At 61.3% G+C, this 21,187-nt stretch carries 25 protein-coding genes and 1 pseudogene; 16 read left to right on the top strand and 10 right to left on the bottom strand.

Features of this window, described 5'->3' with window-relative positions:
* Window positions 1-7: 7 nt before the first annotated feature.
* The 3 genes from ACR3FE_RS08335 to ACR3FE_RS08325 all read right to left on the bottom strand — a co-directional run bounded on the left by ACR3FE_RS08335 (window position 8) and on the right by ACR3FE_RS08325 (window position 1,025).
* Window positions 8-172, bottom strand: a complete 165-nt coding sequence (locus ACR3FE_RS08335; protein WP_458206618.1) for a DUF7331 family protein — start codon at window positions 170-172, stop codon at window positions 8-10.
* 164 nt (window positions 173-336) lie between these two features.
* Complete coding sequence (locus tag ACR3FE_RS08330; protein ID WP_458206741.1) at window positions 337-753, bottom strand: DUF371 domain-containing protein; 417 nt, start codon at window positions 751-753, stop codon at window positions 337-339.
* Window positions 754-863: 110 nt separating this feature from the next.
* Window positions 864-1,025, bottom strand: coding sequence for a hypothetical protein (locus tag ACR3FE_RS08325; protein ID WP_458206617.1), 162 nt, complete (start codon window positions 1,023-1,025; stop codon window positions 864-866).
* 405 nt (window positions 1,026-1,430) lie between these two features.
* Here ACR3FE_RS08325 and ACR3FE_RS08320 point away from each other — a divergent pair, with 405 nt between their 5' ends.
* The 3 genes from ACR3FE_RS08320 (at window position 1,431) to ACR3FE_RS08310 (ending at window position 4,109) form a co-directional block, all read left to right on the top strand.
* Window positions 1,431-2,294 carry a coiled-coil protein gene (locus tag ACR3FE_RS08320; protein WP_458206616.1) on the top strand — a complete coding sequence of 288 codons (864 nt, stop codon included), beginning with the start codon at window positions 1,431-1,433 and terminating at the stop codon, window positions 2,292-2,294.
* Between the two features lie 63 nt (window positions 2,295-2,357).
* A complete protein-coding gene (gene sppA, locus ACR3FE_RS08315) occupies window positions 2,358-3,383 on the top strand; it encodes a signal peptide peptidase SppA (RefSeq protein WP_458206614.1) in 1,026 nt (341 codons plus the stop codon).
* Window positions 3,384-3,590: 207 nt separating this feature from the next.
* The gene (locus tag ACR3FE_RS08310) at window positions 3,591-4,109 is read left to right on the top strand and encodes an ester cyclase (RefSeq protein ID WP_458206613.1); all 519 of its coding nucleotides are present in this window, start codon (window positions 3,591-3,593) and stop codon (window positions 4,107-4,109) included.
* A 65-nt stretch (window positions 4,110-4,174) separates the two neighbouring features.
* On the opposite strand, the gene ACR3FE_RS08305 is transcribed toward ACR3FE_RS08310, so the two are convergent.
* Window positions 4,175-5,161, bottom strand: coding sequence for an NAD-dependent epimerase/dehydratase family protein (locus ACR3FE_RS08305; RefSeq protein WP_458206612.1), 987 nt, complete (start codon window positions 5,159-5,161; stop codon window positions 4,175-4,177).
* Between the two features lie 144 nt (window positions 5,162-5,305).
* On the opposite strand from ACR3FE_RS08305, the gene ACR3FE_RS08300 reads away from it, so the two are divergent.
* A complete protein-coding gene (locus ACR3FE_RS08300) occupies window positions 5,306-6,394 on the top strand; it encodes an aldo/keto reductase (protein ID WP_458206611.1) in 1,089 nt (362 codons plus the stop codon).
* Window positions 6,395-6,467: 73 nt separating this feature from the next.
* Here the strand turns inward: ACR3FE_RS08300 and ACR3FE_RS08295 are convergent.
* Window positions 6,468-6,536 (bottom strand): annotated as a pseudogene (locus ACR3FE_RS08295) (HVO_0758 family zinc finger protein); the annotation flags it as partial.
* An 83-nt stretch (window positions 6,537-6,619) separates the two neighbouring features.
* On the opposite strand from ACR3FE_RS08295, the gene ACR3FE_RS08290 reads away from it, so the two are divergent.
* From ACR3FE_RS08290 to ACR3FE_RS08265, 6 genes are all read left to right on the top strand, one after another.
* The gene (locus ACR3FE_RS08290) at window positions 6,620-7,975 is read left to right on the top strand and encodes a polysaccharide deacetylase family protein (protein WP_458206610.1); all 1,356 of its coding nucleotides are present in this window, start codon (window positions 6,620-6,622) and stop codon (window positions 7,973-7,975) included.
* A gap of 93 nt (window positions 7,976-8,068) precedes the next feature.
* The gene (locus ACR3FE_RS08285) at window positions 8,069-9,208 is read left to right on the top strand and encodes an MFS transporter (RefSeq protein ID WP_458206740.1); all 1,140 of its coding nucleotides are present in this window, start codon (window positions 8,069-8,071) and stop codon (window positions 9,206-9,208) included.
* Window positions 9,209-9,390: 182 nt separating this feature from the next.
* On the top strand, window positions 9,391-9,945 hold the full coding sequence (gvpH, locus tag ACR3FE_RS08280; protein ID WP_458206608.1) for a gas vesicle protein GvpH: 555 nt from the start codon (window positions 9,391-9,393) through the stop codon (window positions 9,943-9,945).
* 97 nt (window positions 9,946-10,042) lie between these two features.
* Window positions 10,043-11,155 carry a glycosyltransferase family protein gene (locus ACR3FE_RS08275; RefSeq protein WP_458206607.1) on the top strand — a complete coding sequence of 371 codons (1,113 nt, stop codon included), beginning with the start codon at window positions 10,043-10,045 and terminating at the stop codon, window positions 11,153-11,155.
* A gap of 96 nt (window positions 11,156-11,251) precedes the next feature.
* Window positions 11,252-11,725 carry a DUF7109 family protein gene (locus ACR3FE_RS08270; RefSeq protein WP_458206606.1) on the top strand — a complete coding sequence of 158 codons (474 nt, stop codon included), beginning with the start codon at window positions 11,252-11,254 and terminating at the stop codon, window positions 11,723-11,725.
* A gap of 24 nt (window positions 11,726-11,749) precedes the next feature.
* Window positions 11,750-12,346, top strand: a complete 597-nt coding sequence (locus ACR3FE_RS08265) for an NUDIX hydrolase (protein ID WP_458206738.1) — start codon at window positions 11,750-11,752, stop codon at window positions 12,344-12,346.
* A gap of 486 nt (window positions 12,347-12,832) precedes the next feature.
* On the opposite strand, the gene ACR3FE_RS08260 is transcribed toward ACR3FE_RS08265, so the two are convergent.
* The 3 genes from ACR3FE_RS08260 to ACR3FE_RS08250 all read right to left on the bottom strand — a co-directional run bounded on the left by ACR3FE_RS08260 (window position 12,833) and on the right by ACR3FE_RS08250 (window position 15,622).
* A complete protein-coding gene (locus ACR3FE_RS08260; protein ID WP_458206605.1) occupies window positions 12,833-13,831 on the bottom strand; it encodes an ornithine cyclodeaminase family protein in 999 nt (332 codons plus the stop codon).
* Between the two features lie 48 nt (window positions 13,832-13,879).
* Window positions 13,880-14,095: a DUF8015 family protein gene (locus ACR3FE_RS08255; protein ID WP_458206604.1), complete on the bottom strand. Its 216-nt coding sequence runs from the start codon at window positions 14,093-14,095 to the stop codon at window positions 13,880-13,882.
* Window positions 14,096-14,371: 276 nt separating this feature from the next.
* Window positions 14,372-15,622 (bottom strand): OFA family MFS transporter, encoded by a 1,251-nt coding sequence (locus ACR3FE_RS08250; RefSeq protein ID WP_458206603.1) that lies wholly within the window; start codon window positions 15,620-15,622, stop codon window positions 14,372-14,374.
* Window positions 15,623-15,709: 87 nt separating this feature from the next.
* On the opposite strand from ACR3FE_RS08250, the gene ACR3FE_RS08245 reads away from it, so the two are divergent.
* Window positions 15,710-16,351, top strand: a complete 642-nt coding sequence (locus tag ACR3FE_RS08245) for an SdpI family protein (RefSeq protein WP_458206602.1) — start codon at window positions 15,710-15,712, stop codon at window positions 16,349-16,351.
* Here the strand turns inward: ACR3FE_RS08245 and ACR3FE_RS08240 are convergent.
* Window positions 16,341-16,754, bottom strand: coding sequence for a DUF3054 domain-containing protein (locus ACR3FE_RS08240; RefSeq protein WP_458206601.1), 414 nt, complete (start codon window positions 16,752-16,754; stop codon window positions 16,341-16,343). The two genes, ACR3FE_RS08245 and ACR3FE_RS08240, sit on opposite strands and share 11 nt — an antisense overlap.
* A gap of 23 nt (window positions 16,755-16,777) precedes the next feature.
* Window positions 16,778-17,368 carry a class I SAM-dependent methyltransferase gene (locus ACR3FE_RS08235; protein ID WP_458206600.1) on the bottom strand — a complete coding sequence of 197 codons (591 nt, stop codon included), beginning with the start codon at window positions 17,366-17,368 and terminating at the stop codon, window positions 16,778-16,780.
* 69 nt (window positions 17,369-17,437) lie between these two features.
* Between ACR3FE_RS08235 and ACR3FE_RS08230 the strand changes: the two genes are divergently transcribed.
* From ACR3FE_RS08230 to ACR3FE_RS08210, 5 genes are all read left to right on the top strand, one after another.
* Window positions 17,438-17,983: a GNAT family N-acetyltransferase gene (locus tag ACR3FE_RS08230; RefSeq protein WP_458206737.1), complete on the top strand. Its 546-nt coding sequence runs from the start codon at window positions 17,438-17,440 to the stop codon at window positions 17,981-17,983.
* 52 nt (window positions 17,984-18,035) lie between these two features.
* On the top strand, window positions 18,036-18,644 hold the full coding sequence (locus ACR3FE_RS08225) for a YIP1 family protein (protein WP_458206599.1): 609 nt from the start codon (window positions 18,036-18,038) through the stop codon (window positions 18,642-18,644).
* Between the two features lie 44 nt (window positions 18,645-18,688).
* A complete protein-coding gene (fen, locus tag ACR3FE_RS08220) occupies window positions 18,689-19,669 on the top strand; it encodes a flap endonuclease-1 (protein ID WP_458206598.1) in 981 nt (326 codons plus the stop codon).
* Window positions 19,670-19,735: 66 nt separating this feature from the next.
* Window positions 19,736-20,035: a hypothetical protein gene (locus ACR3FE_RS08215; protein WP_458206597.1), complete on the top strand. Its 300-nt coding sequence runs from the start codon at window positions 19,736-19,738 to the stop codon at window positions 20,033-20,035.
* A 131-nt stretch (window positions 20,036-20,166) separates the two neighbouring features.
* A complete protein-coding gene (locus tag ACR3FE_RS08210) occupies window positions 20,167-21,150 on the top strand; it encodes a presenilin family intramembrane aspartyl protease PSH (protein ID WP_458206596.1) in 984 nt (327 codons plus the stop codon).
* Window positions 21,151-21,187 lie beyond the last annotated feature (37 nt).

The following is a 21,187-nucleotide window of genomic DNA, read 5'->3' as shown; positions in this document are numbered from 1 at the left end:
GTCCCGGTTACGGTGACAGCTGGCTCGTCACGTCAGCCCGGATCCACGCGTTCGTATTTTTCCGGTCGCAGATCACTGTGCTCTCACCGTCCTCGTAGCTAGCGTACCTGTCCAGATCGACGAGATCCGGCGCTTGCTGTTCTATCCGTTCGAGTGGTGGTCTGTTCTGCATCTCTCTCACCGATACGAGACACGAAGACGCGATTTCCGTCTCGGTTCGTGATACAGAGGAAATAGTTCGAACCGTAAAACGCCTCTGGTCGGATAAGATTAAGCCCACACGCCAATGGCATGTTTTGACATACCACGTCTTCGTCCCGTATCGGAGCAGTAACCCTACGCCTCGACCTGAAGGGTCACAGCGACTTCCACACCGTCTGCCAGTGCCGTGACCAGTTCCCGATCGAAGCCCTCCGCAGCGAACTCCGCACCGACCACGACGGTTTGCTCGTCCACGTAGTCGCTCGTTCGACCGACCATGCTTCGGTGGCTCCCGAAGGTAAGATCGGGGTGCCCCTGTCCGGTGACCGTCTCTTCGTGGCCGTTGCCCTCGATGGTGACGGTGATGGTCGCCTCGGGGTCTCTGCACGCCTCCACGAACTCGGGGTCGAAGTCGGCAGGTGCGCGATCGGCCTCGATAGCGAGGATGCAATCGCCAGCGGGCGTGAGGAAGTCGTCCGTCGTGACCTCGAACGTACTCGCGTGCTTGGCGCTGACGTTCTCGTGCCCGCGCGCGTGAATCGTCTCTTCCATGCTCGACTCGACCTCGCCCGTCTGCTCGTTCGTGCTCGACTGGTCGTCCATATCCGACTGTTCGTGGCAATCTACTTCAGGACGGCTACTTCGCGCGACTGTCGGTTCTGCTATCTCGTGACGGTGACGGTCACCGCGCCGCAGTCACACTCGTAGGCACGCCGGGTTCCACCGGCGGTTTCCATCACGAGCATCAGATTCGATTCTCCAAGCCGTTTCTCACACCCGGTGGCCTCACACGCACATCGGAGCGTCGCTATCGTCTCTTTCATACTTCCATGTCGGGACGCAACACACGTTAAAGCGACCCGTCCCCAGGGTGAAAGTGAAAGTAGAGCGTAGCACCGTTCACGACGGGGCCGTGTACGGACGCCGAAACTCGTCTCGGCGGAAGCGACCACCTGACTGTCCACGAATATTTATATACCCATAGTCCGACGTATGTCAACCGTTTCCACGGGTTACGAGGCGTGTGCTAACCGTTTCCATAGATTTAGAGGGCACAAACTTTAAATAGCTATGCCGAATATCTGGTAGTACCTGAACGCTTCCGGCGTCACGGTAGCACCGCGCGTCAACCAATGAAACGGGAATATTGTAACCGGCTGGTTGGTATTAGAAGAAGAGTAGCGACGCTAATGTGTGCCGGAGCGGAAGGAACCGAGGTATAACTAAGCATGGTAAGCGTAACAGAAGAGGAACTTCAGAACAAGTCGAAAGGTGAACTTATTAAACTCGCAGGACAGCTCCGAGACCGACGGAACGAGCTGAACCAGAAGGCGAGCAAACGCGCGTCCAACCGCGACGAACTCAACGCGAAGACGCGTGAGAAGGTGGACGAAGCGCAAGAGCACCGCGAGAAGCGCGACGAACTGAACGAACAGGTTCAGGAGCACAAGAAACAGCGTAACGAACTCAACGCCGAGGCCAACAAGCTGTTCGAGCGCGTCGAGGAGATGAAATCCGACCTCGAACTGGACGAGGGAAAGGATCTCGAACAGCTCAAGAAGGAGATCGAAGAGCTTGAGTTCAAACAGCAGACCGAAGTGCTCTCCACCGAGGACGAACGCGAACTCATCGAGAAGATCGAGGCCAAGCGCGACGAGTACCAGCAGCGCAAGGACAAGCTCGACCAGAGCGACGACCTCGAAGAACTCGTCGAAGAGGCCGAAGAGGTTCGTGCCGAAGCGAGCACGCACCACGAGAAGGTGACGGAACTCGCCGACAAGGCCCAGCAGCATCACAACCAGATGATCGAGGCCTACCGCGAAGCCGACGACATCCGTGACGAGGCCGACGAGATGCACGAGAGCTTCGTGGAAGCACAGGAAGCTGCAGACCAGCACCACGAGGACTTCGTGCGCGTCCAGAAGCGCCTGCGCGAACTCGACAAGAAAGAGGAAAAAGAGCGCAAGTCCGAGAAGGCCAAAGAGCGCGAAGAGGCCAAGCAGGAAGCCGAGGAGATCTACCAGCAATTCAAGGAAGGCGAAACCCTCGACACCGAAGACCTGATGAAACTGCAGAAGACCGGCCTTCTATAGACGCGAATCTGCGGTTCTCTCTATTTGTTAATATTTAACGCCACTGCCTACCCATTGGTGGGTATGGCAAACCGAGACACAACCGACAGCGGTAGCCAGACAGCACGCAGAACGCTCGTGCTCGTCGGGGTACTGCTCAGCCTCGCGCTCGCGTGGTGGCTGTTCATCGTCACACCCGATACGCTCGCGGAACTGTTCGGCGTCGTCCTCGTACTGATCGCAGGCGTGGTCGGCGCACGGTTCTTCGCCCGATTCGCGGCCAGCCGATATCCGGACTACGACGTTGCTGAGGTCGCCGTGGAGGGGCCGATCAGCAGAAGTGGTCGAGGGCCAGTTCCCTCGTCCGTCGGCACGCCAGCGGACGACATCGTCGAGCAGATCGAGAAAGCAGACGACGACTCAAACGCGAACGCACTACTCTTGCGGCTGAACACACCCGGCGGCGAAGTCGTCCCGAGTGACGACATCCGACTCGCAGCGCAGCGATTCGACGGGCCGACCGTCGCCTACGCGACCGACGTGTGTGCGAGTGGTGGCTACTGGATCGCCAGCGGCTGTGACGAACTGTTCGCGCGCGACGCGAGCCTCGTCGGGAGCATCGGTGTCATCGGGTCGCGGGTGAACGCCGCCGACCTGGCCGACAAACTCGGCCTCGCCTACGAACGCCTCGCGGCGGGTAAGTACAAGGACGCGGGCGTCTCCCTGAAGGAGATGAACGACGACGAACGCGAGTACCTGCAAGGACTCATCGACGGTTTCTACGAGGATTTCGTCGAGCGCGTGGCGACGGGTCGCGACCTCGATCCCGAGACGGTCCGCGAAACGGAGGCCCGCGTCTACCTCGGCGACGAAGCCCGCGATCTCGGACTGGTGGACGACATCGGTACGCGCGACGATGTGAAAGACCGTCTCGCCGAACGACTCGGCGTCGAGGAGGTGTCGGTACAGAAGTTCGAACCGCGCCGTTCCCTGCGCGAGCGACTGAACATGGGGGCACAGAGCGTGGCCTACTCGTTCGGCGCTGGCGTGGCGAACGTGTTGGGTAATGACGGAGACGGTGTCCGAGGATTCGAGTTCCGTGTTCGATAGCCGATTGAAGACCTGAAATCCGATTTGAACAGTTTCCTCACAGCTTTGTCGGTGGAGTGCATCCGTCGGGCTCCTTTCAAGTTGTTGGTCGTTCGAGAGGTTCTATCGGTCGTTCATCGCGTTTTTAGCCTCGTCGTCGTTTCTCAGCGGGTGAGAAAGAGAGATGATACTCTTCGTCCCATAGAACATAATTAATAATGAAGTACCATGGCAACTTCAGCATACACCACCGACCAGATGAAAGACAAAGAAGAACAGTTCGTGGCGGAGATCTGGAACGAGGGCAACTTCGAATCCATCGACGAACTGGTGTCCGACGAGTACGTCGGCCACTGGTTCGGCTTCGAAGACGAAGCCGTCGACTTCGATGGCCTCAAGAAGTTCATCCGCGCCGTTCGAACCGGTTTCCCGGACTTCGAGATGAACGTCGAGTTCATGTTCGCCGAGGAGGACATGATCACCGTCGGATTCACGGCCGTCGGCACCCACGAGGGAGAGTTCATGGGAGTCCCCCCGACTGGAAAGGAGGGCGAACCAGTTCCGGGCATCATGGTTCACCGATTCGAGGACGGGAAGGTCATCGAAGGATGGGCGGTCTGGGACTCGCTCGGACTCATGCAGCAACTGGGTGTTATCCCCGAGAAGTTCAGCCTCGCGAGCTTCCTCGAAACGACCCTCAACCTCACCAAACAGGACGTTCTCAAACGCACGGGGCGCAAAGCCTGACCCAATCGAGAACCCATTTTTCACCGAGATTGGTGCGATTTTCAGCTGGTCAGCTGGTCAGCTAATCAGCTAGTCAACGCCTCGATGATACCCAGTTCAGTATCACGTGCAGGCCCGAGTTCCTCGCCCGTGCGTCCCGATGCTTCGTGCTCTTCGGCGGTTCGGGAGAACGCGTCCGACAGCGGTGTCGATTCCCAGCCGAGACGGGCCAGTTTCTCGGTCGAGACGATGGCGGGCGAGGGCGTATAGAGCGGGAAGTCAGTCGATGTGAGGTCGTGGTGGGCCAGTTCGCGCTCGCTGGCATGGACGAGTTCGATTTCGGTGTCGAAGGCGGCCGCGGCGAGTTCGAGCGACTGGTCGAGCGACACCGTCTCTTGGTCGGCGACGTTGTACGCTTCACCGGGCGTCCCTCGCTCCGCGAGGATTCGGAGTGCTCGGCCGCCATCGACAGCGTACAACCGATGGAGCAGACTATCGCCATCTCCTGGAACGAGGACGCGGTCGAAGGTCGCCACGCGGTGGAGCCAGTAGTCGAATCGCTCGGTGTAATCGTGTGGCCCGTAGATGAGCATGGGACGGGCGACGAGTGCGTTCACCCCCTCCTCGGCGGCGGCGACGAAGCAGACGCGGTCGCACTCCGCTTTGCGTGGGCCGTAGGTCTCCATCGACTCGTCGTCGGCCTGTTCTGAGGTACAGTCGTGGAGGGGTGTCTCCTCGCGCATCGGGATCGGATCTTCGGCATACGCGCTCCCGCTGGAGACGTAGACGTAGGCGTCCACGTCGGCGAACACCTCCGTAGCGGCTTCGATCTGCCGCGGAAAAATCCCGCAGAAGTCGATGACGATGTCCGGTTCGACCTCGTCACGGGCGGCGACGAGTGCTTCGCGGTCGTTCCGGTCACCTCGGTAGTTCGAGACGCCGTCGCGGTCTGCAAACGGATCGCCGGATTCCCCACGAGTGAACGTCGTCACGTCGTACTCGTGTGCGAGGAGTTCCTCGACGGTCTGACGGCCCATGAAGCGCGTCCCACCGACGAGCAGTGCGGAGTTCATGATTCTCGTCGGACACGAGTCGCGATAAAGGTAGGCGAGTGGAGTCACAAAAGATAGGTGAAGCGAGTTACGGGCACGCATGGGATAGTTCAGAGATGTATCGAACTCCATGTGCTTATCCGAGCCCGTGGATTATCTCTGGGTATGGCTACTGAATCGGGGACCCACGCCTACCGCACGGAGTACGGCGACGAGTTCGCACGCACCTACTTCCGCCGACTCGGTGATGCCGCAGTGTCGAGTATCGGTCTTGGAACCTATCTTGGCGACCCGACCGAAGAGGTTGACGAGGCGTATCACGACGCGATCACGACCGCGCTAGAGGGGGGCATCAACGTCGTGGACACCGCCATCAACTATCGATGTCAGCGAAGCGAGCGCGTAGTCGGGCGAGCACTCGACGACGCCGACGTCGACCGCGATGCGGTGTTCGTCGCAACGAAAGGTGGATTCGTTCCCTTCGATGGCGAGCGCCCCGAGAATCCGGGTGCGTACGTCAAGCGCGAGTACGTCGATAGCGGTCTCGTCGATCCCGACGATCTCGCGCGGGGGAGCCACTGCATCGCCCCGAAGTACATCGACGACCAACTGGATCGGTCACTCGACAACCTGGGGCTCGACACCATCGACTGCTACTACGTCCACAATCCAGAAACGCAACTTGCGGAGAAATCGCGCGAAGAAGTCTACGACCAACTCGAAGCCACCTTCACTCGCCTCGAAGAGCGCGCCGACGAGGGTGACATCGAACATTACGGCGTGGCGACGTGGACTGCCTTCCGCGTACCGAGGGGACACGACGACTACCTCTCGCTTCGGGAAATCGTCTCGCGCGCACGAAGCGCAGCGAAGGCGGCGGAGAACACGGCGACCCACTTCCGCGTCGTGCAACTCCCGTTCAACGTGGTCATGGCCGACGCGTTCACGGTCGAAGCGCAGGATGGGCCGGAGGGCGACCAAAGCGTGCTCTGGTTCGCGCACGAAGCGGGGCTAAACGTGATGACTAGCGCGAGCATCGCGCAGGGTGACCTCGCCGAGGAACTGCCGGAGGACGTGGCGGAACGACTGAACGGCGAGACGACCGCCCAGCGAGCTATCAACTTCGCGCGCAGTGCGCCGGGTGTGACCTCCTCACTGGTCGGCGCGAGCGACGTCGCGCACATTCGGGAGAATGTAGACGCCGGACGCTTCGACCCGATGGGCGCGGATGCGTTCGACGCCGTCTTCGAGTGACTGGTCTACTACACTTTCCACTGGAAGTCACACTCTGGACACGAAGAACTGAGAACAGTTCGTCGGGATCGTTTCACGTCATTAGCGACTCTCGGCACTTTGAACACGACAATCGTCCATACATGTCTTTTTCTACCTCTCCCTTTCGTAGACTATTGGCGAAGCAGACATACTATGCAATCTCGTAAGGAGTAGATTTTTCACCACTCGTGGTTGATGATTAGTATGGACGATAGCCCTCCACGACGCACGTCTCGTCGCCGTTTTCTCCGTTTCGCTGGCGTCGGCACCACTGCGGTTCTCGCCGGGTGCTCCGACGATATCTCCAGTTCGACCACGACGACCACTGCCGGAACCACGGGAACGACTGGAACGGCAACCACCAAGACCACGACGGAAACGACTACCACGACCACCGAACCGATACCGTCGCTGAAGACGAAATACGGCAGCAGGGAGAAGTATGGTTCTCCCGGCGAGAGCTTCGACACCTTCGAAGACCCCTCCGTCTGGCAGGCGCTGGAGGGCGAGAAGACGACCGACACGAAGACGAAGTACGCTGGAACGCAGAGCCTTCGGTTGACGGGACGCGACGGCCATCACGTCATCCTCGAACGGAAACTGACCGAGACGATGGACTTCACTGACCGAGATATTTCCGCGATGATTCGGACGACGACGCCGGAGAAAATCGGTTTCTACATCTTTCTGGTTGATGCAAACGATAACTACGCCGCGCTCGACCTCCGCGATATCACCTATCGGAAACCGGACATCGGCTGGTTCCGCACGTGTCCCGGCGTCTTCGAAGTTAGCGACACAGCTCCCGACCTGACGAAGGTCGACCGAATCTGGTTGCAGGTGACGAATGGAACCAGCGACGACGTCGAGGCGTGGGTGGACGACCTTCGCCTCCACCCGAAACCCGACAAAGGATACGTCATCCTCAGTTGGGACGACGGCAAACGCAGTTACTACGAGAAGGCCGCGCCGGTTCACGACAAGTACGGGTTCCCCGCCGTGCTGACCCAACCACCGCACCCCGGGAACGCGGAGTCCGACCTGTTCATGTCCGTCGAAGAACTGCAAGAGCGCCAAGAGAAAGGCGACGAGATTGCTGCGCACGGGAGCGTTCCGTTTGCCAGGATCTCCGCCTCGAAGCTCGACGGCATCCTCCGTCGAAACAAACAGTGGCTCATCGACAACGAGTTCCGCGGAGCGAACTTCATCGTCTACCCCGGCAACAACTACGACCAAGCCGCACTCGACGTTATCGGCGACTATCACTACATGGGCGGGATGAACCAGTCGGGCAACGTCAACACGACCGGCGTTCACGGTTTCGACCCCCTCGTCCTCCCGCGTACCATCAGCGAAGATTTAGAAATCTCGAAGCGCGTCGTGGACAACGTCGCCGAATACCGAAACTGCGGCATTCTAAACTTCCACGACTTCGGGGGCAGCAACACGTTGTCCGTCCCCGAGTACAAAAAGCTCCTCTCACACATCGACGGCACGTCCGGCGTTGAGGTCATCACCTTCTCGGATCTCTGGCAGATGCGAACGAATACCACGAAGTGACGCCCTCTGTTTGCCCATTTCGGAAGCTTTGACTGTTCGCCCTCGAAACCTCTTCGCGTGTCCCGTGGACGCCTCTTCATGTCGCTCAGCTCGATGGTCTTCCTGGTCAACTTCGCCCGCGTGGTGTTCGCGCCCCTCCTCGAACCGCTCAAGGCCGCGTTCGGCGTCGGTGACGCCACTGTCGGTCTCGTCGCCACACTGGTCTGGCTCGGGAGCGCCCTCCCACGGATCCCGACAGGCTACCTGCTCACCCGCGTTCCGCGCCACCACGTCGTTTTCAGCACTGGCATCGTGTTGACCGGTGCCGCCGGATTCACCGCCCTCTCGGACTCGGTTCCCATGCTTGGTGCGGGCGCGTTCCTGATGGGCGTCGCCAGCGGCGCGTACTTCATCGCCGCGAACCCGCTGGTGAGCGAACTGTATCCGAACCGTGTCGGTCGAGCCATCGGTATCCACGGCACGGCCAGCCAACTCGCCGCTGTCGCCGCCCCGCTGTTCGTCGGCGCGGTGTTGGCGACGATGGGATGGCGAGGCGTTCTCGGAGCGCTAGCGATGGTGGCTGCCCTGACCACGGTCGTCTTCTTCGTCATCGCGTGGCGAACCGAACTCCCAGATGCCGGGTCGGCAGACCGCGACCTCTGGGCGGCCTTCCGTCGCCAATGGCCCATCATCCTCAGCGGGGTCGCTATCATCGGCGCGACGGGGTTCGTCTGGAACGGCCTGTTCAACTTCTACCCGACGTATCTTCGCGCGAAGGGGCTGGCTCCCGGAACGGCGAACCTCATGCTCACCGTCACCTTCGCTGCGGGCGTCCCGGCGTTCTGGTTCACCGGGCGACTCGCAGACCGACTGCCACACGTTCCGCTCATGCTCAGCATCCTCGGCGCGTTCGTGGCCTGTCTGCTCGCGGTGACTGCGGTGAACGGTGTCGTCGTCCTCACCATCGTATCGGTCGTGCTCGGCTACGTCATCCACAGCCTCTTTCCGGCGCTCGACACCTACCTACTGGATTCGCTCCCGGACGACAACCGGGCGAGCGCCTACGCACTCTACAGTGGTATCATGATGATCGTCCAGGCGTCGGGGAGTTCTGTCGTCGGTGCGCTGACCGACGCCGGGTTCGCTTTCGACGACGTCTTCCGAACCTTCGCGTTCGGCCTTTTGGGGGTTCTGGCGGTGCTTCTCGTCCTTCACCGAGCGAACCGACTTCCGTCCGAAGCGGCGACGAGTTGATGGCCGAGAGAGTGGGAGAGCGGGAGATCTGGGGGTGGAATCGGGACGAGAATCGACGGTTCGTTCTAACTACCACGTTCTCTGTATCAAGAACCAACGTTCGGTTACGCGAACGGGCGTTTGATTAGTCCTCCCTGCTTCTCTTTAGCATACTCGCGGAAAACCGCCCGAGGAAGAGAGTAATGCCACCTTCATATTCGGACGACAACGACGACGAAGACGAACACGGATCGACCGACTCGACCACAGACGACGATTCCGGACGTCACGGTTCGAGTATCCGGCTCGAAATTGGACTTCAATCAGTGACCGATCTGGTGAACGGACTCGTCGACGTTGACGTTTCGAATCCACCGCGTGAATCGGATGGGAGAGGGGACGACGAACAGCGCCGAGCGAACCGAAAGCCGAGGGCCCGGTGGTCGAAGCCGATCAGACCACGACCGGGCCGAGAGCAGACGGGATCCGACACGACGCAGGACATCTCTGACTCGTACCACGTTACCGCCCATCAGTCGGACGATACGATAACTATCGTCGCCGATCTGCCCGGCGTCGGGAAAGACGATCTCGCGGTCGGACTCGGCAAAGATCCGGACGCGTTCGTCATCGCAGTGGATGGAACGGTCGTCAGGCGAGTTCCGCTTCCCTGGAGCCACGCCGAGGTGAGCAAGGCACAATTGAACAACGCGATACTCGAAGTTGCTCTCCACCCCCTTGACGAGGAAGACGACTGAGCCCGAAGAGATCACCGACTGCGGATCCACTGTTCGTCGGTCGTACGCTTCTGCCGACTCCACGCCCTTTTTCACCCCGCTCACCTAAACACCGCCAATGGAGTACGTGCAGGAGCAGGTGACGACGCTCCACGACCTGACGGGCCGGATTCCTGACGCTCCGACCGGCCGCACCGCAGTCGTCGTGCCGATGACCGAACGAGAGTATCGGTCACGAACTGCCGGGCGCGTCCTCGCGGAACTCGAAGCAGTTGGGCCAGAACAGGTCGTCGTCCCACTTCGCGCCCCACCCGAGCGCGTCGGGAACGTCCATCGCTGGCTCTCGGAGTTCGACCTGCCGCTCACCCTGCTCTGGTGTAACAGTCCGAACATCTCTCGCCTGCTGGCAGCACACGGACTGAACGGTGACGCGGGCAAAGGCCGGGACGTGTGGCTCGCACTCGGCGTCGCGGCGGCGGAGTCTGAGTTCGTCGTCTGTCACGACGCCGACGCGAAGACCTACGATTCGGGAATCGTCCCACGACTGCTCGCACCGCTCGATTCGGGCTTCTCGTTCACCAAGGGGTACTACGCCCGCGTCGAGGACGAGCGACTGTACGGTCGTCTCTTCCGACTCTTCTTCGCGCCACTCGTTCGAGCGTTGCGAGACGAGCACGACGCACCGATTCTGGACTATCTGGGGGCGTTCCGCTACGCACTGGCGGGCGAGTTCGCCATGACTGCCGATCTCGCTGCATCTCTGCGAATCGAGCGCGACTGGGGACTGGAAGTCGGCACGCTCGGCAGTGCGTTCGAACACGCTGGATTCGACGGAACTGCACAGGTCGACCTCGGGCGATACGAACACGACCATCGGGGCGTCTCGGGACCAGACGGACTCTCGGCGATGAGCGACGGAGTCGGCCGAGCACTGTTCCGCGTGTGTGAAGCGCACGGCGTCGAACCAGCGTACGAGACGCTACCCGCACGCTACCGCTCGACTGCTCGGGAGTTCGTCCGGCAGTACGGTGCCGACGCCGCGTTCAACGGACTGCAGTACGACGCGATAGCAGAGCGCGAACAGGTCGAGCGATACGCCGAGGCGATCCGACCACCGAGTGCGGGACTGTCGGGCGACGACGCAGTGCTTCCGGCGTGGACTGATGCCTCACTCGACCCGGTTGCGGTTCGAGAGGCCGCCTCCCCGGCCATTCCCGAACGCCACCACTGATTCTGGACAACGTTCTTTCCGAACGCCACCACTTCCTCTGGCCAACGCTACTCCCGAACACTAACACTAATATCGGTGGCCCGACGCTTCCCGGTAATGAGTAAAACAAAAGACGAACTCGCCGGAGTGGTCGACCTGTTCGGGGCACTCACGCGCGACGAGCTGGCCCAGGCGCTCGCGGAACTGGCGTTCAAGCAGGGGAAGGAAGTAGACGAGTCGGCGTTCGAGGCGGTCATCGAGGACGCCGTCCGAGATTTCCACCTCGTCGAAGCCGACGCGGGGGACGAACAGGTGCTCGTCCCCGGACCGGTCGCGTTCCCCGCGATGCCCGAGAACGGCGAAGATTTGCCCCACATCATGGACGTTCCGGAGCGAACGGTCGATCAGGAGGGACTCGGCGAGACCGTCAGAGAGCGACTCGCGCGGGAGGCCGAGGCGACCGACGAATCCGACGACGAACGACTTCGCTATCTCATCGACGTAAGCTACGACCTCGAAGCGTGGGCACCGGTCGAGGCGGACGACGTGCGGTCGCGGTTGGACGACTCGCTCGACGACCGGGCAAATTAAGGGCGAAAGGAGCAATCCATGGACATGGACCTCGGGCGGGTGGCCGATCACGACGCGCGGTCGATCACGGATGAGCGACGCGACGCCGCCGTGCTCGTGCCGGTGGTCGTCCGCGATGGCGAACCCTCCCTCCTGTTCACCAAGCGCGCAGACCACCTCGGTGAACACGCTGGACAGATGAGTTTCCCCGGCGGCGGGTGGGAGCCGCACGACGACGACCTCTGGGAGACGGCACTCCGCGAAGGTAACGAGGAGATCGGCCTTCGATCCGACGAAGCCGAACTTGTCGGGCGACTGGACGATATCCGAACGATAACGAACTACGCGGTCACGCCCTTCGTCGTTCGAATCCCCGACCGGCAGTACGACCCTGACGAGCGCGAAGTTGCCGAGATCGCCGTGTTGCCCGTTGCAGGACTGACGGACATGGCGAACTACGAGAACGAACAGCGCGACCACCCCCACTACGGCGACATCGTCATCCACTTCTTCCACGTCGATGGCTACACCGTCTGGGGCGCGACCGCGCGAATCCTCGTGCAGTTCCTCGAATTGACCACCGAGTGGCGCGCCCCCGAGAAGATCGACCGATACATCGACACGGACCCCGATCTAAAATAGGCGACTGCCGGTTCGTCTGGTGTTCGATCGCTGGCGGTGTTGACTCGGCGATTCTTCGGTTCGTGGCTGTTGTACTATTTTGTACTGATTTGTACTGGCGGTGCGGCGGGGTTCGGACGGTCTCGGTGTTCGACGACTCAGTTCCATCCGATTGGACTGCCGCTATCGCAATTGCCACCGCCGAAACCGCAGACGTGCTGAAACCGCAGAAATGCTAGGATAAGCGACCACCACCGCTACCGCTGAGACCGCAGGAAAGCTAGGGGAAAGACCGCCACCGCAACCGCACCGCGACAGCCACAGCCACGATCCTCCCCAACCGACTGCATTCCTCACTGCGTTGCGGTACTCATCCCCCGCATGAAAGCCAGCCAACCCCTCGGACGTCGCGTCCTCGGGACTGCTGGCGCACGCGCCGGGGTGGGAGGTGTGGCTTCGAAAATGAGGGTTCGAGAAACGCGGTCGTTTCGAGAGATTCGCCGGTCGCTATCTGCCGGTCAGAGCGTCACTGGCTGGCGACAGTGAGATCGGCGACCCCAAGCCCTCCTGTTTCGCCTTCTCGTAGAGGAGATGGGCCGCAGCGACAGTTTCGATGCCCGTTCCGCCGCTGTCGAAGACGGTGATGTCGTCGTCTGACTCGCGGCCGGTGGCCTCACCTGCGACCACTTCGCCGAGTTCGGCGTGGACGTGGTCTTCCGTCACGACCCCGGCCTCCAGCGCGAACTGGAACGACCCGGCATCCTGTGTCACGCGCTCGCGGAGGTCGGGAACGTATGTCGCTCGCTCGATGGTCGTCGCGTCGAGTTCGCGCTTCTTGGGGTGGTACTGCCCCATCGCGGTGACGTGCGCACCGTCCTCCAGCAGGTCGCCGTCGAAGACCGGCTCGCTCGCGGTCGTCGCGGTGATGACGATGTCTGCGCTTTCGACTGCGGCGGCGCTACTGGCGACGGCGGCCACGGCTGCGTCGAGTTCTTCGTTCATCTCCGCGGCGAACGCTTCGCGGTTCTCTTTTGTCGGCGAGAAGACCCAGACCGTTTCGAGGTCGCGCACGGTCGCCGCCGCCTTCAACTGGCCCCGAGCCTGTGCGCCGCTTCCGATGATCGCCAGTGTCGTTGCATCGTCCCGCGCGAGCGCGTCCACGCCCACCGCGCCCGTTGCACCCGTCTTGAACGGATTCATACTCGCCCCGTCGATGAGTGCGAGGGGTTCGCCACTCTCGGCGTCGAACAGGGGTGTCACGAACCATGCATCACCCGCGCCGAATCCGGCGGAGTACATATAGCCACCCATCGTACCGGTTTCGGGCAGTATCGCAGAGTAGCCAGTCAACATCCCTTTCGGGTCGTCGTTCACCAGCGTCGTCCTGGGCTCGGCAGGGGCACCCAGCCCACGCTGTCGATATCCATCACGGACAGCATCGACGTACTCGTCGGGCGTCGCTAAACCGGAAACGTCGTCGCTCGTCAGAAACAGCGCATCTGTCATGGCTGGCAAAACGGAAGCCAGTGACAAAACCGTTGAGGGAGAAGAGAGTTAGTCCGCAGCGTTGACTGGGGTAGACGACTGGATCTGAGGCGACTCATCGACCGGTCCGTTGACGAACAGCGCATGTCCGATGAGCAGCACCGACACGGAAGCTCCGAGGGGAACTGCGGTCGTCAGTGCGAGTCCGACGGCGCTGAGGACTCCAGTTACGCCAACCAGTGCGATCGGAATCAGGCCCAGAATGAGGTCGTAGTATCCAGTCATAATCTATTCTATAGTATGCGGGCAGGGTATATAACTCTTCCCCATAGGCGAAGCAGTCGTTTTCTGTATCTATCCAGTATTCACTATCTGATTGACGCACGGGTTTTCCATAAGTTATGAGAATTAGTTCAGAATATCGGGGCTGTGTAGCGGTTTTTCGAGGGTCTCAGAGGTTCTGAATTCGGCGAAAACTCCACTTTCCTCTCATCGACCGCTGTAACTGTAATCGTGTGAGGAGATAGCACGAAATCGCCCACCGGAAATAACTCCGGGTAATCAGCCGTCGGATGGGGGACGAAGCAAGAGCGCGCCCGCGGACGCCACGAGCGCGAGCGCACCACCGACGATGAACGCGGTCGTCCAGCTCGTGACGGTGACGAGCCAGCCAGTCACGGCTCCACCGAACACGCCACCCCACATCTTCCCCGAGTAGAGCAGTGCGTAGTTCGCAGAGGAGTGTTTCCGCCCGTAGTAGTCGCCGACGACGCTCGGAAACAGCGTGTACTGGGGACTCCAGAAGAACGTCGCTACGACGACCGCGAGCACGAACCCGATGTCCGACCCCTCGCGCGCGAACCACACCACGGCGAACAGCCCCAGTCCACAGAGGAGGAAAGATGCGGCCATGGCTCGTTCTCGGTCGAGACGGTCGGAGGCGTCCCCGACGAGCAACCGACCGACGCCGCCGGAGACGGGCAAGACCGTCGCCGATATCGTGGCGATGGCCGCCGCGAGTCCCAGATTCTCCGCGAACGAGACGACCTTCGCCGTGAGCATCAACCCCGCCCCACTGGCGCAGACGAACATGACGTACATCAGCCAGAACTGCCACGTCCCGGCCATCTCGCGCCACGTGTACTGCCGACCCGAGAGGGATTTCGACTCGGTCGTTCCCCCGTCTGTCCGCTTCAGCCACCCGGTCGGCGGGTCGCGCAGAACGACCGCACCCACGAGGATGCCGATGCCGATGAGCACCCCCATATTTCTGAGGACGTTCGAGTAACTCGCCGCCGTCGCGTTCGCGCGCACGTACGGAACCACGAGTGCACTTCCGCCCGCGAACGCCATCGTCCCGAATCCGGTCGTCAGCCCACGCCGGTCGGGAAACCACTTCAACGCGGTGTTGACCGCGACGGTGTAGACGATGCCGACGCCGATCGCGCCGAGCGAGTAGAGGACGTAGAGTTGCCACACGCTCGTCGCATATGCCAGTCCGATATAGCCCCCGCCTGCGAGGAGTCCCGCGAGAAGCGTCAATGCACGCGGCCCGTGTCGGTCTCGCCACCAGCCGACGGGGAACTGTGACCCCGCCTGGAAGATGACGAACAGTGTGAACACCGCCCCGAGTGCCGCCGGGTCGATGTCGAGTGCCCCCGCCATCGGCGAGCGAATCGACGACCAGACGTACTGGTAGGGGCTGACCAGCCCCATCATCACCGCTGCGGCGACGACCTGCCACCACCGCGAGAAGCCGAGCGCGTCCTTCGCACGCGCGGCGTAGTCGATATCCCCCTCCGAAGTTGTCATGTCGAATCCGACCGACCGGGCGACAATCAGAGTTGCGTTTCAGGTAGCCCACGTAGGTTTATAACTCAAAACGCTAAACCATCACATATGAAGGGGCGAACCAAGTACCTCGTCGCACTCGCGCTCGTCGTCGTCGCGTTCGGAGTCAGCGCCTACTACTACCCGGAGCTGCCCGAGCAGATGGCGACCCACTGGAACGCGAGTGGTGAGGCCGACGGGACGATGTCGAGGCTCGCAGGGGCGTTCTTCCTCCCGGCGCTGACCCTCGGAATCCTCGTCCTGTTCGCGGTGATCCCCAAAATCGACCCGCTGCGGGAGAACATCACGGCGTTCCGCGAGTTCTACGACCTGTTCGTCGTCCTGTTCGTCGCGTTCATGCTGTACGTCCACCTGCTCGTCATTCTCTGGAATCTCGGCTACCGGTTCGATTTCACGACGGTACTCGCGCCAGCGATCGGTGTGCTCTATTACTTCATCGGCATGCTGATGACCCACGTCGAACGCAACTGGTTCGTCGGTTTCAGAACGCCGTGGACGATGACGAGCAACGAGGTCTGGGAGAGAACCCACTCTCGCGCCGGGCCACTGTTCAAACTCGCCGGTCTCATCGCAGTCCTCGGTGCGCTCGTTCCGGCGTTTGCGATACATCTCATCGTCTGGCCAGCCGTCGGTGTGGCGGTCTATCTGGCTATCTACTCGTACATCGAGTACCGGCGCGTTACCGCATAGCTGCCGTCGCTACTGCTCGCCACCCGACGAAGAAGACGAGTCCGAATCCCGTCACGACGGCGGCGAACGTCCACGGGGCGCTCCCGTGGAAGTACCGGGTCGAGCGAATCGCCAATCCGATTCCCGCTGCGACGATCCACGCGCCACCGGTGAGGAGCACCGCGTCACGAACCGACCGACGTGCTCGGGTACCGTAGGTGCCGAACACGAGCGAGGCGATGATCCATCCGATGAGGAAGGGTGTGAGTGTATCCGCGAATATCATCGGCATCTCTATCGGATTCACGTTGTGCCGGAGTTCGCCGATAGCGAGGAACGTTGCGAGAACCAGCAGGTCGCCGACGACGAGTCCGGCAGTGACTGGCGAGCGGTCGAGACGCCGGGCACCGAACACACTGCTCATATCACGTATTCGGAACGCAGGGGTTATGTCGTTCCCGATGTGCGCTTGATGCCCGCGACGGTGTAATCGAACCCTCGATTCCGGACACGCGGAACGAGATTCACGTCGGAGAGCTTCCGAACCAACTCATCGGGCGTGAAGAAGGCAGAGTTCATCCCGATGAGATGTTCGCTCCTGACGAGGAGTTTGCCGCGAATCGTCGCCGGGTTGAACTCCTGGACGATGAGGACACCACCGGAACGGAGCACCCGAGCAACTTCGGCGAGGGTGTTGTCCACATCTCCGATGTGATGCAAGGCGTCGGAGATGACGATGGCATCGACCGAATCCGACCGAAGTGGGAGTCGGGAGGCATCCCCGCGCACGCTGACGAGCCCGTTCGCGTGTGCTTGCGCGAGCATCCCTTCTGATGCATCGAGAACGATCCGTTCGTCGGCGTCGAGTGCTCTGACGGCGCGTCCGGTTCCTCCTGCCACGTCCACGACGCGCTCGATGGGGCGTTCTGCCTGTGCGAGTCCCTCTTCTAGGATCTCTCTATCGGCGTCCGGCGAGAGGGCATCGTAGAAGCGTGCGAAGCGGTCGAAATATGAGATATCTCCGGTGGCGGATGGCATGACAGTAGAGTGGCGGCCCATCGGGTAAAACCCAATGGATGGATGAAGCTCGCGTCCGAACTGCACGATATGGAGTACGCGGTACTGGGCTGGCCCGAGGACGGCCCGACCCTTCGACTCGACCACGAACGGTTCAGCTACGCGGGGAAGTTCGTGATGTCGAACACGGGGAAGGCGGTGGTGCGAGGGGAGGGAAACGACGACGAAAACGATGATGGCGAAATCATCGCGGCCATCGCCTTCAACGAAGACCGCACCGACGAGGAGACGATGTGGCTCCGATACGTGACCGTACGGAGAGATCGGCGCGGCGAAGGCATCGGTGCGCAGTTGGCCAGATTCACGACGGCACAGATCCGTGACCGTGGCTACCAGCGCGTGAATATCGCGGTGAACAATCCCTTCGCGTACCAGGCGCTCTACCGGGCTGGATTCGGTTTCGTGGGTGAGGAGACGGGGATCGCCGAACTCGTCCTGGAGTTTCCGGGAGAACGGTCACAGGAAGCGTATCAAGCAGGGTTGGATGTATTTCGGGAGCGCGACCTTTCGAAGGCAGAGGAGAAGTTCTTGGAGGAGAAGAACGGTGTAGAGCCACCAGCGACGAACCGCCGATGACCCGAGAATTTTTCATCTAGTAGGCAACATCACGAATCGTGACACGCCCTCTATGAGTTCGATACGAACGGTACTTTTCGATCCCGACACGTTCTTTTTCCGACGGAATACCTCACCGACGTTCGTTCTCCCTGCGCTCGTGGTGGCGATGCTCGGCATCGTCGGCATCGCAAAGTCACTGGTGACGGTGTGGATTCTCGATGGGCCGAACACACCGCCATCGTTCCCCATTCTCCTGGCGATTTCGCTCGTGATACCGTTCGTCATCTGGGCGTTCTACGGCGTCGTGTTCTACGCCATCTCGTCGCTGTTCGACGCGGATGGCTCACTGCGCGATACCGTGGTTCTCTCGGGATGGGGATTCCTTCCCACCGTCCTCTACAGCGTGGTGACGCTCGTGGTCGTCGCTGTCGCGCTCGACCCGTCTCCGGCTGCGCGGGCAGGTTCCCAGACCGCGATGGAGATGGTGGCGAGGGGAACGCTCGCCACGCTCGTCCTGCGTTCCGTCGACCTGCTGTTCACCCTCTGGAGTGCCTTCGTCTGGGTGGCGGCGGTTCGACACGCCCGGGACATCACTCGCCGACAGGCCATCGTCACGGTCGGGATTCCGGTCGGTATCTTCACGATTTTAGACATGGTCGGCCTCTCGATACCGGTATGAGCGGACGGGAGCTTTCAAGCCCACCCCACACTTAGTGCCCGTAAATGGGTAATTCTGCACTGCGGCAACTCGCCGTTCTCGAAGAAGTCGGCTTCGACGAACTGGATGGATCGCTGGTGGCGGTGGACGCCCACAACTGGCTCTATCGCTACCTCACGACGACGGTGAAGTGGACGCGCGACGAGGTGTACACCACCGCGGACGGTACCGAGGTGGCGAACCTCGTCGGCATCGTGCAGGGGCTTCCGAAGTTCTTCGAGCACGACTTGACGCCGGTATTCGTCTTCGACGGGCGCGTGACCGACCTCAAGAGCGACGAGATCGAGAGTCGGCGCGAACAGCGCGAGAAACTGGAAGACCAACTGGAAGATGCGCGCGAGGAGGGTGATACGATAGAGGTCGCCCGACTCGAAGCACACACCCAGCGACTCACCCCCGTCATCCAGGAGACGACGCGGGAACTGCTCGACCTGCTCGACGTACCGGTCATCGAAGCCCCTGCCGAGGGCGAAGCGCAAGCGGCGCACATGGCACGACGGGGTGCGGTCGATTACACCGGCACCGAGGACTACGACGCGCTGCTCTTCGGGTCGCCGCTCACGCTCCGCAAACTCACGAGCAAGGGCGACCCGGAGCTGATGGACTTCGACGCCACGCTCGAAGAACACGACATCACGTGGGAACAACTGGTTGACATCGCCATCCTCTGCGGAACGGACTTCAACGAGGGCATCTCCGGTGTCGGCCCGAAGACCGCGCTGAAATCGGTCAAAGAGCACGGCGACCTCTGGGCCGTTCTCGAAGACCGAGACGAGTACATCGAATACGCAGATCGTATCCGCGAACTGTTCCTCGACCCCGACGTGACCGACGAGTACGAATTCGACACCGAGATGAACCCCGATATCGAGGCAGCACGAGCGTACGTCACCGAGGAATGGGACGTTCACGCCGACGAGGTCGAACGTGGCTTCGAGCGGATCGAAGAGAGCGTGACCCAGACCGGTCTCGACCAATGGACGTAAACACCGATTCCAGCCGATGAACCGAAGGCCGTCACGTTGACGGAAAACGAGACGGGAATCGGTGTGATGAACGACGAACTAACGCCGGACGAACTCACGGAGGGGACGACCGTCCGACTCGAATGGTCGCCAAAGCGGAATCCAGGGGCCGGTGGAACCACCGAGGGAGAGGTGACGCGCATCTGGCGACCCGAGAACGATGTCCGGGAGTTCACCGTCCGAGCGACCGACGAGACCATCTGGAACGTCTACACCGAGTACCGCGATCCGCCGGTCGAGCGAGTCGAGGGCGGTGACGAAGCGGACGAGGAACCGGAGACCGAGACGGTCGGTCGACTGGAGCGAGTGGTTCGAACGGGTCGGTGATCGGTTTTCGGGTACGATATCTAGCACCGTCTTTAAACACCCACCAGTCAGCGAACCCACTGTACGACACCGTTCCCGCCGAAGCTGTCGAACCCAAAACCACAAAGAGGGATCACTTCTATGCTCAGGTCATGGAACAACGAACGCGGATTCTCTTCGCCTCCGGGTTGACTATCGCCATCTTCCTCGGGGTGCAACTCGGCGCGCTGGCGCTGGTCGAACCGTTCGAATCGGCTGGCTACCAGACGGTCGAAGACCCCTCCGACCCGGCGAACAGTCTCGTCTACGTCGCAGTCATCCTCGTCTTCACGGCAGGTATGCTGGCGATCATCAAACTCGGCGTCGAGTGGATTCTCCGGGCGGTCATCATCCTCACCAGCGGAATGCTCTCGCTGTACGTCTTCAGCGTCGTTATCCCGTCCGTGGTCGAGATCTCGGTCGGTGGCGCACCGATAAACGTCATCGCCTGGGTCGCTGCCGCGCTGGTGGCCGTGGCGCTCGCCGTCTACCCCGAATGGTACGTCATCGACGCCGCCGGGGTCGTCATGGGTGCGGGTGCGGCGGGCCTGTTCGGTATCAGTTTCGGCCTTCTCCCGGCCATCCTCCTGCTCGCCGTCCTCGCCATCTACGACGCCATCAGTGTCTACGGCACGGAGCACATGCTCACGCTCGCATCCGGCGTGATGGATCTGAAGATACCCGTTATCCTCGTGATTCCGCTGACGCTCTCCTACTCGTTTCTGGACGAGACCGCACAGGCCACCAACGAGGGTGCGATCGACGAGCACGTAGAACCCGGTGAGGGAGACCGAGACGCCTTCTTCATCGGTCTCGGTGACGCCGTGATGCCCACCGTCCTCGTCGCCAGTGCCGCGTTCTTCTCGGAGGCCGACCCACTGGTCTCCGGTATGGCGCTCAATCTGCCCGCACTGACCGCGATGATCGGTACGCTGGCCGGGCTGGTCGTCCTGCTCTGGATGGTGCTGAAAGGCCGCGCGCACGCCGGGCTCCCGCTCCTCAACGGCGGTGCGATCGGCGGCTACCTCCTCGGTGCGCTGGCGAGCGGTATCCCGCTGATGCAGGCGCTCGGACTCGGAAGCCTCACGCTCGCGTAATCGACGGCCATCGCATAGTCGGCGGCCAGAAGCCTCT

Source organism: Haladaptatus rarus (assembly GCF_054177585.1).
Note: the sequence above shows the minus strand (reverse complement) of the source record. Positions and strands in the feature narration are given on the sequence as shown.